At 64.1% G+C, this 12,893-nt stretch carries 13 protein-coding genes; 12 read left to right on the forward strand and 1 reads right to left on the reverse strand.

The features are described 5' to 3' along the window. Positions 1 to 48: 48 nt before the first annotated feature. On the reverse strand, positions 49 to 765 hold the full coding sequence (locus tag V6M87_RS17425) for a histidine phosphatase family protein (protein ID WP_332877918.1): 717 nt from the start codon (positions 763 to 765) through the stop codon (positions 49 to 51). 131 nt (positions 766 to 896) lie between these two features. Between V6M87_RS17425 and V6M87_RS17430 the strand changes: the two genes are divergently transcribed. From V6M87_RS17430 to V6M87_RS17485, 12 genes are all read left to right on the forward strand, one after another. Beyond that, positions 897 to 2,600 carry a GspE/PulE family protein gene (locus V6M87_RS17430; protein ID WP_332877919.1) on the forward strand — a complete coding sequence of 568 codons (1,704 nt, stop codon included), beginning with the start codon at positions 897 to 899 and terminating at the stop codon, positions 2,598 to 2,600. Position 2,601: 1 nt separating this feature from the next. Continuing rightward, the gene (locus tag V6M87_RS17435) at positions 2,602 to 3,840 is read left to right on the forward strand and encodes a type II secretion system F family protein (RefSeq protein ID WP_332877920.1); all 1,239 of its coding nucleotides are present in this window, start codon (positions 2,602 to 2,604) and stop codon (positions 3,838 to 3,840) included. Positions 3,841 to 4,112: 272 nt separating this feature from the next. Next, positions 4,113 to 4,625 carry a type II secretion system protein gene (locus V6M87_RS17440; RefSeq protein WP_332877921.1) on the forward strand — a complete coding sequence of 171 codons (513 nt, stop codon included), beginning with the start codon at positions 4,113 to 4,115 and terminating at the stop codon, positions 4,623 to 4,625. Between the two features lie 22 nt (positions 4,626 to 4,647). Beyond that, positions 4,648 to 5,226, forward strand: coding sequence for a prepilin-type N-terminal cleavage/methylation domain-containing protein (locus V6M87_RS17445; RefSeq protein ID WP_332877922.1), 579 nt, complete (start codon positions 4,648 to 4,650; stop codon positions 5,224 to 5,226). Then, positions 5,216 to 5,788: a type II secretion system protein gene (locus V6M87_RS17450; protein ID WP_332877923.1), complete on the forward strand. Its 573-nt coding sequence runs from the start codon at positions 5,216 to 5,218 to the stop codon at positions 5,786 to 5,788. Before V6M87_RS17445 ends, V6M87_RS17450 begins: the two co-directional genes overlap by 11 nt. Next, positions 5,788 to 6,666, forward strand: coding sequence for a prepilin-type N-terminal cleavage/methylation domain-containing protein (locus V6M87_RS17455; protein WP_332877924.1), 879 nt, complete (start codon positions 5,788 to 5,790; stop codon positions 6,664 to 6,666). The genes V6M87_RS17450 and V6M87_RS17455 overlap by 1 nt, the downstream gene beginning before the upstream one ends. Before the next feature lie 7 nt (positions 6,667 to 6,673). Further along, positions 6,674 to 7,102: an agglutinin biogenesis protein MshP gene (locus tag V6M87_RS17460; protein WP_332877925.1), complete on the forward strand. Its 429-nt coding sequence runs from the start codon at positions 6,674 to 6,676 to the stop codon at positions 7,100 to 7,102. After that, positions 7,102 to 10,107 (forward strand): DUF11 domain-containing protein, encoded by a 3,006-nt coding sequence (locus V6M87_RS17465; protein ID WP_332877985.1) that lies wholly within the window; start codon positions 7,102 to 7,104, stop codon positions 10,105 to 10,107. The genes V6M87_RS17460 and V6M87_RS17465 overlap by 1 nt, the downstream gene beginning before the upstream one ends. A gap of 174 nt (positions 10,108 to 10,281) precedes the next feature. Next, complete coding sequence (gene pilM, locus V6M87_RS17470; protein ID WP_332877926.1) at positions 10,282 to 11,220, forward strand: type IV pilus biogenesis protein PilM; 939 nt, start codon at positions 10,282 to 10,284, stop codon at positions 11,218 to 11,220. Continuing rightward, the gene (locus V6M87_RS17475; RefSeq protein WP_332877927.1) at positions 11,217 to 11,864 is read left to right on the forward strand and encodes a hypothetical protein; all 648 of its coding nucleotides are present in this window, start codon (positions 11,217 to 11,219) and stop codon (positions 11,862 to 11,864) included. The genes pilM and V6M87_RS17475 overlap by 4 nt, the downstream gene beginning before the upstream one ends. Next, positions 11,861 to 12,550, forward strand: a complete 690-nt coding sequence (locus V6M87_RS17480) for a hypothetical protein (RefSeq protein ID WP_332877928.1) — start codon at positions 11,861 to 11,863, stop codon at positions 12,548 to 12,550. The genes V6M87_RS17475 and V6M87_RS17480 overlap by 4 nt, the downstream gene beginning before the upstream one ends. Then, complete coding sequence (locus V6M87_RS17485; RefSeq protein ID WP_332877929.1) at positions 12,547 to 12,891, forward strand: hypothetical protein; 345 nt, start codon at positions 12,547 to 12,549, stop codon at positions 12,889 to 12,891. The genes V6M87_RS17480 and V6M87_RS17485 overlap by 4 nt, the downstream gene beginning before the upstream one ends. The last annotated feature ends 2 nt before the right edge of the window (positions 12,892 to 12,893 follow it).

Raw genomic sequence — 12,893 nt, forward strand, 5'->3', positions numbered from 1 at the left:
GCTGAGCGGTTTATTGTTTTACTATTCTAGCGGTAAAACACGGTCGTGCTATTTTGTTTTTTTATATTGTTGAATCAGGTCTTCCATGGTCGTGCTGCGCACCCGCGCCTGCAAGGGGGCAGGGGGCGCGTAGTTCACGTAGCGCACCACCCAGTCGCCCTGGTTTGCGCCCACGTCGATCGCATTGATGCAGCCGGGCGCCTGGGCCAGCCCGCCCAAAAACATGCGCTGCCCGGTCATGGCCAGCGACAGGATCGCGCAGTTGACGCCACCGTGCAGCACCAGCAGGGCGCAATCCCAGTCCGGGTCCGCGCGCAGGCGCGCGATGGCCGGATGCACGCGGTCGAGCAATTCGCCAACCGACTCGCCACCCAGAAAACGGGTGTCTTCCCCGACCGAACCGGAAAAGACGCCGGTAAAGGCAGCGCGCAACTGGTCGGGTGGAATATCGGCCAGCCGTCCACCGCGAATTTCCTGCAATTCCGGCCAGGTCTCGACGGCATGTGCAAGCCCCGCCGCGGCGAGCACCCGCGCCGCGGTTTCAACGGTGCGCGGCAAACCCGAGACGATCACCTTGTCAAATATGACACCCTCCGCCGCGAAGGAGCGCCCCGCCGCATCGGCCTGGTCGCGCCCCTCGGCATTCAGGGGCACTTGCTCGGGCAGTACTGGCTTACCCGCCGCATCGAAATACGTCACGCTGCCATGGCGCATCAGGACGATGCGGCGGCGCTGCACGCTGGTTTTTGTTGTCAGTTCAGGCATCGTTATTTGCATAAAAAGTGGTCGAACGTGGCGCGCATCGTACAGATAGCGCGGAAATAATACCTTGGGGTAAATACGCCAGCGATCTGGCATACAATGCCCCAAAGAAATGATTTGGTCAGAGGAAGAACATGGCACGCCCAGAAAAAGTCCGGCTCGGTGAAATCCTGGTCCAGCAAAAGCTGCTGTCGGAAGAGCAATTGGGGATTGCGCTGGCCGACCAGAAACGCACCGGGCGCAAACTCGGGCGCGTCTTCATCGAAAACGGGTTTGTCACCGAAGAGCAGATTTCCGGCGCGCTGGCGCGCCAGCTCGACATTCCCTATATTAATCTGAAGTTCTTCAATATTCATCCAGAGATCGTGCGGCTGCTGCCGGAAACCCAGGCGCGCCGCTTCCGCGCCCTGGCGCTGGAAGAGCGGCGCGGCAGTCTTCTGATCGGCATTTCCGACCCGACCGACCTGTTCGCCTATGACGAAATCGCGCGCCTGGTGAAGCGCGACATCGAACTGGCCGTGGTCAATGAAACCGAAGTGCTGGCGGTGATCGACCGTCTGTACCGCCGCACTGGCGACATCACCGGCTTCGCGCGCGAGGTCGAGCAGGATTTGGGCGACAGCTCCATCGATTTCGGCATGCTGGCCGCCAACCCGGGGCTGGAAGAGGCGCCCATCGTCAAGCTGCTGCAATCGGTGTTCGACGATGCGACCCAGGTGCGCGCATCCGACATCCACATCGAGCCGCAGGATGCCCGCCTGCAAATCCGCTTTCGCATCGACGGCGTGTTGCACCTTCAGACCGAAGCCGACATCAAGATCGCCACCCCGCTGGCGCTGCGCCTGAAACTGATGGCCGACCTGGATATTTCAGAAAAACGCCTGCCGCAGGATGGCCGCTTTGCAGTCAAGGTGCGCCAGCAGCGCATCGACGTGCGCATCTCGACCATGCCGACCCAGTATGGCGAATCGGTCGTGATGCGCCTGCTGAACCAGGGCGGCATGAGCTTGCGGCTGGATGCGATCGGCATGCCGCGCGCGCTGGTGGAAAAATTTCGCGCCATCGTCGCGCGCCCGAACGGCCTGGTGCTGGTGACCGGCCCGACCGGGAGCGGCAAGACCACGACCTTGTACAGCGCGCTGGCGGAACTGAACTCGGTCGAGAAAAAACTCATCACGGTCGAGGACCCGGTCGAGTACCGGTTGCCCGGCATCAACCAGGTGCAGGTCAACGACAAGATCGAACTGAACTTTGCCCGCGTGCTGCGCTCGGCGCTGCGCCAGGACCCGGACATTGTGCTGGTCGGCGAGATGCGCGACCAGGAAACGGCGCAAATTGGCCTGCGCGCCGCCATGACGGGTCACCTGGTGCTGTCGACCTTGCACACCAACGACGCCGCCAGCACCCCGCTGCGGCTGATGGATATGGGCGTGCCGCGTTACATGGTGGGCGGCTCGCTGCAGGCGGTGCTGGCCCAGCGCCTGGTGCGCGTGATCTGTGAAAGTTGCACCGCGCCGGCCCAGCTCGAACCCAAGGAGCGGGCCTGGCTACGCGCCGAGCTGGGAGAACTGGCGGCGAGCACACCGTTTTTCTATGGCAAGGGGTGCTCGCACTGCAACGGTACCGGTTTTCGCGGCCGAACCGGTGTCTACGAATTGCTGGAAATGACACGCGCCGTGACCGATGCCGTGAACCATCCCGACCCGGCCCACTTCCTGAAGGTGGCGCAGGCGCAGATGGCCGGCGAAACCTTGCGCCGCCACGCCGTGCAACTGGCCGTGCAGGGCCGTACGACGGTGCTCGAGGCGATGCGCATCAGTAACCAGCTGGAGGATTGAGGTGCCGTTTTTTGCCTATAAAGGCCGCAACAGCCGCGGCGAGCTGATGCAAGGTGTGCTGGAAGGCGCCGACGCCGGCGCCGTTGCCGACCAGCTGTTTGGCACCGGCGTGACACCGGTCGACATTCGCGCCACCAGCCGTGCGGTCTCGGCCGCCTCGGGCGAACAGAGCACCTGGGAAAAGTTTAGCGAAAAGAAGGTCACGCCGATCGACGTGCAGTTGTTCAGCCGCCAGATGTACACGCTCATCAAGTCCGGCGTGCCGATCATGCGCGGGCTGGCCGGCTTGCAGGAGTCGGCAATTTCCAAAAGCTTTGGCCGGGTCATCAAGGATTTAAGGGAATCGCTTGACTCGGGTCGGGAACTGTCCGCGGCCATGCGCCGCCACCCGGAATGCTTTTCGAATTTTTACCTGTCGATGATCCGCGTCGGCGAGATGACGGGGCGCCTGGAAGAAGTTTTCCTGCGCCTGTATGACCACCTGGAATTCGACCGCGACATGCGCGGGCGCGTCAAAAGCGCGCTGCGCTATCCGATGTTCGTTGTGCTGGCGATGATCGTCGCGATCGCCATCATCAATGTGTTCGTCATTCCCCAGTTCGTGACGGTGTTCGCCAAGTTCGGCGCCGAGTTGCCGCTGATGACGCGCATCCTGATCGGCACCTCCAGTTTCACGGTGAAATACTGGGGCTTGTTGCTGGGTCTGGCCGTGGCCGGCTTGTTCGGCTTTCGCGCCTGGACCGCCACGCCAGACGGCCTGTACACCTGGGACCGCCACAAGCTGCGCATCCCGATTGCCGGCAAGATCATCCTGAAGGGCACCATGGCCCGTTTCGCGCGCAGCTTCGCCTTGTCGATGAAGAGCGGGGTGCCGATCGTGCAGGCTCTAACCGTGGTGTCGCAGACGGTCGACAACGCCTACCTGGCGGCCCGCATCGAGCAGATGCGCGACGGCGTGGAGCGCGGTGAAACCATTTTGCGGACCTCGACGGCGGCCGGGGTGTTCACCCCCATCGTGCTGCAGATGATCGCGGTGGGCGAGGAGACCGGGTCGCTGGAAGAATTGATGGATGAAATCGCGCAGATGTACGAGCGCGAGGTCGATTACGAACTGAAAACACTGTCGGCGCAAATCGAGCCGATCCTGATTTCCTTCCTGGGCGCGATGGTGCTGGTGCTGGCGCTCGGCATCTTCCTGCCGATGTGGGACCTGGGCAAGGTGGCCATGCACAAAGCGTAGACAGCCTGGCACTGCCAGGCTTGCTTGGTACTTGTCATTCTGTCCAGGACATTGTGGCGTCAATACAACTCAGCAATGATCTTAAATTGCGGAAAAATTTGGCTGTGCTATTATTTCTTAGTGGCAATTAAGAATGCTCGTGGGATGGTAAAGGGAACAAGATTTCCGCCGAATCGCCCCCGCAGCATGCACAAATGGCAATGAATCACCCCGCCCATTCTGATGCGCGGCAATCTCGCCCCATCCCCCCATCCGCACCTGGAGATACACTGATGAAAAGCATTAAACGCGTCGCGCAAGCTGGTTTCACCCTGATCGAGCTGATCGTTGTCATTGTCATTCTGGGCATCCTGGCTGCCACCGCGCTGCCGAAATTCGTCAGCTTCGGCGGCGATGCCCGCGCCGCCAGCGTGACTGCGGTGCGCGGCGCGCTGTCGAGCAGCTCGTCGATGATCAAAGGGCGCTGGATCGTCGATGGCAGCAAAGGTACGACTGTCACCGTGGAAGGCGTCACGGTAACCGTTGTTGCTGGCAATGGCTATCCTGCAGCTGACTCGGTCTTCACTGCCACCGCGGGCTTGCAGGCCGTCGACTACAAAATTCTTGGCCCAGCCCTGACTGCCGCCAGTACCACGTCTCCAGGCAATGCCGCTGGCCAGCTGGTTTTTATTCCGATTGGCATTGCTGATTCCGCAGCGTCGGTCAGCTGCTACGCTTCCTACGCCCAGCCAGCGGCCGGCACCGTGGCCGCGCCAGCGATTACCAGCATCACCACCTCCTGCTAAAGACCTGCGTCTTACATACGCTGTGGCCGGCCTCGAGTTTCGTGCATCGAATATCGTCGCCGGCCACTTTCACGTCCGGCAGCGCGGTTTTACGCTGGTCGAGCTGGTGGTTGTTCTGATCATTGTCGGCATTCTCGGCGCCATTGGCGCCGTGCGCTATTTCGACCGGCGCGGTTTCGACAGCGCGGCCTTTGCCGAACAAACCCGCGCCGCACTGCGCTTCGGCCAGAAACTGGCCATCGCCCAGCACCGCGCCGTCTACGCCCAGATGAACGGCAGCACCATCGCGCTGTGCTTTGCCAGCACGGCGCCATGCCCGGCCGCAAGCCGCGTGCCAGCGCCCGGCAGCAATGGCGGGGCGACGGTGTGCGCGCCGAGCAGCTGGTATTGCGTAGCGCCGCCGGCGACGATGTCGTATGCCGTCAGCCCATCGGCCACCAGCACGCTCTGCTTCAACGCCCTCGGCCAGCCGGGACTGCCGGTCAGTGGCAGCACGACTGCCTGCAACGCCGGCGCCTTCCTGAACCTGACAGTGAACATCAGCGGCGACGGCAATACCACGCAGGTCAACGTCGTGACGGAGACCGGCTATGTTTACTAGGCGCCAGCGCGGGGTGACGCTGATCGAACTGATCCTGTTCATCATGATCATCGGTATCGCGCTGACGGCCATCCTGGGCGTCATGAACGTCACCACCAGCAGCAGCGCCGACCCGGTGCGCACCAAGCAGGCGCTGATGATTGCCGAGGGTTTGCTGGAAGAAGTGCAACTGGCGCGTTTTACCCAGTGCGACCCCAGCGGCGATGTTGACGCCAGCGGCAATTGCACCATTCCGGAAAACTGGGGCCAGGTGGCGCCAGAGCCGGTAGGCCCGCGTCCCTACGACAACGTCAACGATTACGTCAGCGCCGCTGGCACGGCCGTGGCCGCCTTCAACGTGGGCGGCGCGCTGGCCGACGCCAACGGGCGCGCGCTGGCCGTCACCGGCTACAGCGCCACCGTGGCGATCACGCCGGAAGCCGTGGGGCCGACCGGTTTCCAGGTTGGCGCTGGCGGCGCGTCTGCCGACACCGACATGCTGCGCATCCGCATCACGGTGTTTTACGATAACCAGTCGCTGGTGCTGGACGGCTACCGCGCGCGTTACGCGCCCGCCATCTGATGCGCAGCGTGCAGCGGGGCTTCACGCTGGTCGAAGCCGTCATCGTGATTGCCATCATCGGCATCATCGGCGCCATTGTCGCCGTCTTTATTCGCCTGCCGGTGCAGAATTACGCCGACAGCGTGGCGCGCGCGGAAGTGAGCGACGAGGCCGATCTGGCCCTGCGCCGGATGGCGCGCGAACTGCGCATGGCGCTGCCGAACAGCCTGCGCGTGACCAGCGACGGCAGCGCCATCGAATTCCTGCTGACCAAGACCGGCGGGCGCTACCTGGCGCTGGAAGACCAGCTGGCCAGCACCTTTCCCATCCTCGATTTCGGCGACAGCACCAGGACGAACGTGACACTGCTCGGCACGCTGTCCGAGCCGATTGCAACGACCGACTTTTTCGTCGTCAACAACCTGGGAGAGGGCATGACGCCGGCCGATGCCTGGGGTCTGGCGACGGCCGACCGGAATATTGCGCGCGTCCGGACTGCGCTCCCCAGAAACGCCATCCGTCCCGTGCTGGAACTGGTCAACAATCCCTTCGCCGCGCAGTCACCTTCGATGCCGTCGCCGGACCACCGCTACCAGATCGTCAGCGGACCGGTCACGTATGCCTGCGCGCGCGCGAGCGACAATGCGCTGGTGCTGACGCGTTACGCCGGCTACGGCATCAATGTCGGCCAGGTCAATCCACCGGTCGGCGCCGGCTCGGTGGCGCCCTTGAGCCGGCGCGTCAACAACTGCGCCGGCATTTTTACCCTCGACACGGCGGCCCAGCGCTCGGCGCTGGTGAATATCACGCTGGCGCTGGCGGCGCGCAGCGTGGACGGTGCCGCCGCCGTGTCTTCGATCCGCCTGGTGCACCAGGTGCACGTGGATAATACGCCATGAGCACGCCATGATGCGCTCCTTGCAACGGCAAACCGGCGTCGGCCTCGTCACTGCCATCTTCCTGCTGGTCGTCATTGCTGGCCTGGCGGCGGCGATGGTCACGGTGTTCTCGTCACAGCAGGCCGCCAGTCAGCTCGACGTGCAGGGCGCGCGCGCCTACCAGGCGGCGCGGGCGGGCATCGAATGGGGCCTGTTCCGTCAACGCAGTGCTGGCGCATGTGACGTCACCAACAGTTTCGCGCTGCCGGCGGCGAGCATGCTCGGCATGTACACGGTGACGGTGGTGTGCGAGACGGTTGCCGGTCCCGGCGGCGACGCTGGCACCAGCGTGCGCAGGCTGACCGCCACCGCCTGCAACCAGCCATCCGGCGGCGCCTGCCCGGCGCCCGCCGCCAACCTGGACTATGTCGAGCGTGTCATCGAGGTGCAGTTGTGATGCGCCGCCTGGTGTGGCTGTTGCTATTGCTGGTTGCTGGCGGCGCGCATGCCGACATGCCGCTGACCTTGTTCAAAAGCTGGGCCGGCAATGTCAATTTCACCGGCACCGTTGTCAGCTTTCGCAACAGCAGTACCAATGTCTGCTCGCTGTACGGCGCAAATACCGCGCTGTCGGTATCGCTGGCCGGCATCCCGACGACGGCCACCATCCTGACCGCACAGCTGTACTGGGCCGGTTCCGGCAGCACGCCCGACTACACGGTCGGCTTCGAGTCGGGCGATGTCACGTCCACGCCGGCGCGCAGTTACACCTCGCAGTCGGTGGGCTACGATTTTTTCAGCGGCGCGGTCGACGTCACCGCGCAGGTGCAGGCACGGCGCAACGGCAATTACCAGTTCTATGGCCTGGTGGTGAATAGCGGCGCGCCGTACTGCGCCGTCCAGGGCGTGCTGTCGGCGATGTCCTTGCTGGTGGTGTATTCCGACAGCGGCCAGCCATACCGGGTGCTGAACCTGTACGAAGGCTTCCAGTACTACCAGAACAGCAGCCTGACGACCACCATCAGCAACCTGCGCATCCCGTCGCCATTGACGGCGGCCATGACCGGCCGGATTGGCCACATCACCTTCGAAGGCGATGGCACGGCCGGCCAGACCGGTGAAGACATCGCCTTGAACGGCACCAAACTGACCGACACGCTGAACCCCTCCGGCAACCAGTTCAACTCAAAAAGCAATATCAACGGTAATTCCGCCTCGTATGGGATCGACTTCGATGCCTACACCGTCAGCGCGCCCATCATTGCCGCCGGCCAGACCAGCGCCACCACGCTGTATACGTCCGGCATCGACATGGCCTTGCTGTCGGCCCAGCTGATTGCCTTGCCGAGCGTGCCGGCCGTCGACATCGCCATCACGATGACGCGAAACGGCGCCTTTACCAGCGGCGTGGCCGGCAGCTACACGCTGTCGTTCTACAACAGCGGCACGGCCACGGAGAATGGCCCGGTGACGGTGGTCAATACGCTGCCCGCAGGCGTGAGTTACCTGTCGTTTTCCGCAGTGCGCGGCTGGAGCTGTTCGGCGTCGGGCCAGGTGGTCACCTGCAAGATAGATGGCTTGTTCACGCCGAACACCGCGCTGCCGGATCTAACGCTCAATGTCTTGCCGACGGCCGAGGGCAGCATCACCAACCGGGCCACGGTGTCGGGTGTCGACTACGATTACTACACCAGCAACAACACGGCGTCCGATACCACCACGGTCACAAAAGGGGCGTATACCTATGTCTTCACCGACAGCGCCTGTAAACCAAATGTGGTGTTCGGCACCAGCGGCCAGTGCGGCGTGCTGGCGGCCGACACGCGCCTGCCGGCCGCGCTTGCGCAGGACCGCTATCTGACCACCCTGTCGGGTGGCGTGCCGGTGGCGCGCAGTACCACCGCGTCGTCCACGGTGCCAGTGTACTTTGCCATGACATGCGTGCTACCGCTGCAAAACGCCGGGGTCAGGCCGACCATCAACGGCACTGCCTTGCCTTTGTGCGCCGACGGCCCCAGCGCGCCCACCGCACTCACGACGGCCTTCAGCGGCGCGATTTCGCTGGTATTCGCGGCCAATGCGCCGTCGTCGAAAATCACCTTGTATTATGCCGACGTGGGCAAGGTGCTCCTTTCCGTCAAGGAGCTGGCGGGGGCGATTTCGACCAGCCCGTCGATCATCTTCCGTCCCGTCTCGCTGCAAATGACGATCGATAACAAGACTGCGGCCACGGTGTCGTCGACCTCGGCCGTGTTGCGGGCGGCAGGCGTGTCCTTCCCCGTGAAAGTCATTGCCTTGATGAACAATAACGTCCAGGCGCCCAACTTCGGCAATGGCGACGCCAGCATCGCCCTGGTGCCGGCCACGCCATCGGCCAGCGGCAGCGCCGACGAAAAGGCCATGGCCGCCGCCATGGGCAATGTTCCCGACCTGGTCACGACCGGCATGAACACCGGCTCTGGCGGCGCCTTCAGCGGCACGGCGGCGTTTAACGAGGTGGGCGTGATCGTGGTGACGGCCAGCGTCGACGGCGGTTATTTCGGCGTTGACGATGTGACGGACGCGGTCCAGCAAGCAGGGCGCTTCGTGCCGTTCGCGTTCAAGACCACGGTCACGCCCGTTTTCGCCAAATGCACGGACGTGTTCGCGGCCTGTCCGACGGCCCCGCCGGGCGCTGCGTATGCCACCCAGGCTTTCGACGTGGCCGTGATGCCGGTCGACGCAAGCAGCAAGGAAGTCAAGAATTTTCGCGGCGTGTTCGGCGACGTGATCACCCTGGCGGCATACGACAGCGCTGCCGGCAGCGTCCAGAATCCGGCGGGCGGGCCGTCCGGCCTGACGGCGGCCACGATCCCGGCCCTGCCTCCCGGCAGCACCAATGCGCAGCTCCATAGCGCCGCGGCGTATGCGCTGCTCAGGCCGTTCGATCGCAGCCTGGCTGCCAACACCGCGTGGACCGGCCCGACCGCCATTTTTCTGCGCGCCACGGCGCAAGACACCCCGAACGGGCTGCTCATTACCTCGAAGCAGGCCGACACCACGCTGGAAGCTGGCATCACCATCCTGAACGGCCGCCTGCTGCTGTCGACCGTCTCCGGTTCCGAACTGCTGCGCCTGCCCGTGACGATGACAGCGCAGTTCTGGCTGCCGGGCGCGAACGGCGGCGCCTGGACCACCAACCCGGCCGACAACAGCGCCACGCCGACCACGATTGCGTTTTCCAACTGCAAGCGCAATCTGCTGGTAGCGGGCGCGTGCTACAGCGGCTTGTCGATGACGGCGCGCGACACCGTGTTCGCGGCCGGCGTCGCCAAATTCTTCATCGCGGCCCCCGGCGCCGGCAAAACCGGCAGCGCCACGTTCAATATGACCGGCGCGCCAGCGTGGCTGCCCAGCACCCAGGCCCAGGCCGTTTTTGGCGCCTACAAGAGTAATTTCATCTATTTACGCGAGGTCTACTAACAGTCGGTTAAGGCGTTGTGATAATTACCACATAGAAATGCGACACTTCAACAAAGTTTGCCGACTTTTGTTGCCTCTGTGCAAACTTGGCATCGATTTTGTCCAGGACTTGAATATAATCAAACAGCTAGCGTGGATTCCTCACCTTCTCGTTAATACTCTTTTATGCGTCGCATGCGCTTGTTCAAAAAAACCCGGAAAACCGATGGCTGGCTGGCGCTGATACCCAAGGGGGAACGTCTGGCGGCGGCCAGTGTCGCGCGTCCCGAGAACGCCCGGCCGGTGGTGCAACTGGCGGCCATCATTGAAGGTGGCGCGCAGGGCGCGGGCCTGGAAAAAGCCGGTCGCGCTTTGCACGCCAGCCGCTACCAGGTCAGCACCGTGTTGTCGGGCGGGCATTACCAGATGCTCAGCGTCGATGCCCCGAATGTGCCGCCCGACGAATTGCGCACCGCCGTGCGCTGGCGCCTGAAGGACATGCTCGATTTTCATATTGACGACGCCAGCATCGACGTGCTCGACATCCCCGTCGACAAAACCGCGGCCGTGCACCCGCACGCGATGTTCGCGATCGCCGCGCGCAACAGCGTCATCGAGCAACGCCAGAAACAGTTTGCGCTGGCCAAAATTCAGCTGCTGGCCATCGATATCCCGGAGATGGCACAGCGCAATATCGCGGCCTTGCTGGAGACGGCCGGACGCGGCCTGGCCATGCTGTCGTTCGACGCGGACGGCGGCTTGCTGACGGTCTCCTTCCAGGGCGAGTTGTATCTGTCGCGTCGCATCGATGTCACGCTCGAACAATTGCTCGACCCAGAACACGAGCGCAAGCACCAGCGCTTTGAAAAGATCACGCTCGAACTGCAGCGCTCGCTGGACCACTTCGACCGCCAGTTCCACTTCATTAGCGTCGCGCGCCTGCTGCTGGCGCCGTCGCCGGTGACGGGCCTGGAAGAATACCTGTCGAGCAACCTGTACACGCCGGTGGCGCGCTTCGACCTGGCCGATGTCTTCGATATCGCCGCCGTGCCGGAACTGGCGGCGCCCGACTTGCAGCAGCAACTGTTCATCGCGCTGGGTGCGGCGCTGCGGCGCGAGGAGAAGGCGCTGTGAGCCAGCAGATCAATCTGTTCAACCCGATCTTCCTTCAGCAGAAGAAAATTTTTGCGGCGCGCACCATGGCGCAGTCGCTCGGCTTGCTGGCGCTGGGCGCCCTGGCGATCGCCAGCGCAGCCTCACACAGTGTCGGAAAACTGCGCCAGGAAGCCGCCGAACTGACCCTGCAGGCGACCAAAAAACAGGCGCGCCTGCTCGCCGCGACGACCGAATTTGCACCGAGGAAGCCGAACCCGGACTTGACAGCGGAAGCAGCCGATGCCGAAACCCGGCTGGCAGCGCTGCGCCGGGTGGCGCACGTCATCCAGGGCGGCGACCTGGGCAACACGCATGGCTACGCAGAACATTTTCGCGCGCTTGGACGTCAGCACCAGGACGGCCTGTGGCTGACGGCGGTCGGGATCGGGCTGGGCGCCGATATGTCGCTGCAGGGCAGGGCGCTGGACGCCACGCTGGTGCCAGCCTATATATCTCGCCTGACCCGGGAGCCGGCGTTGCGCGGGAAGGCGTTCGGCGATCTGCAGATCAGCCAGCCCGCTGCTGCGCCGGCCGCCGGTGCGCCGGGCGTGTCGGCGCCAGCGGCCACGCAGCGGTTCATTGAATTTTCGCTGCAGGCCAACGCGGCGGAGGTCAAATCATGAAGCAGCGCTGGCTGAAACTGGCCGCCCGCATCGACGTGCTGACCCCGCGCCAGCGCGTCGGCCTGTTCGCGGCCTGTGCCTTCGTGGTGCTGTACCTGTTTTATTTGTATGCATTCGAGCCGCTGCAGCGGGAGCAAACCCGCCTGCGCGTCCAGATCGGCGCGCAGCAGGCCGCCATGGCCGGGGCCGACAGCCAGTTGACCGCCTTGCTCGAGGCATTCGCGCGCGACCCGGATGCGGCCAGTCGGGAACGCGTCGCAGCAGCGCGCCTTGCAACGCGCACGCTCAGCGACAGCCTGGCCGCCATGCAAAAAGGCCTGGTCGCACCCGAGCAGATGACGCCGCTGCTGCAAAGCATCCTGCGCGCCAACGCGCGCCTGCAACTGGTGTCGCTGACGACCTTGCCGGTGACCGCGGTCGGTGCCGCCGGGGCCGATCCTGCCAAAGCTGGCGCGTCTGCACCAACTGCCGCGACGGCCATGGCAGGTCTGCTGTACCGCCACGGCGTACAGGTGACGGTGCGCGGCAGTTATTCCGACATGATCGATTACATGGCTGCGCTGGAAAACCTGCCGACCCAGCTGTTCTGGGGGCCGGCGCAGTTGACGGTGGAAGACTACCCGCGCGCCCACGTCACGCTGACCTTGTACACACTCAGCCTGGACAGCAAATGGCTGAAACTATGAAGCTATTCTTCCTGCTGCTGGCGCTGGCGGGCGCCGGCGTCTGCGCCCAGGCCCTGCAGGACCCGACCCGCCCGCCGGCGGCACTGCTGCAGCCGGTCGCCGGCGCAGCGGGCGCCGAGGGCCCGCGCCTGCAATCGATCCTGATCGGGCGCGCCGCAGGCGGCCGCCGCGTCGCCGTCATCGATGGCGAAACGGTGCGGGTCGGTGACCGGGTCGCGGGCGCGCGCGTCATCGCCATCCTCAGCGCCGAGGTGCACTTGCGGCGCGGTGCCAGCCAGGAGATCCTGAAATTGCAAACGCCCGACGCCGCGCCTGCTTTAAATGCAGGCAAGCCAGAATGAGG

This window comes from Massilia sp. S19_KUP03_FR1 (assembly GCF_036688685.1).
In the GTDB taxonomy this organism is placed as follows: Bacteria; Pseudomonadota; Gammaproteobacteria; order Burkholderiales; family Burkholderiaceae_D; genus JALYUM01.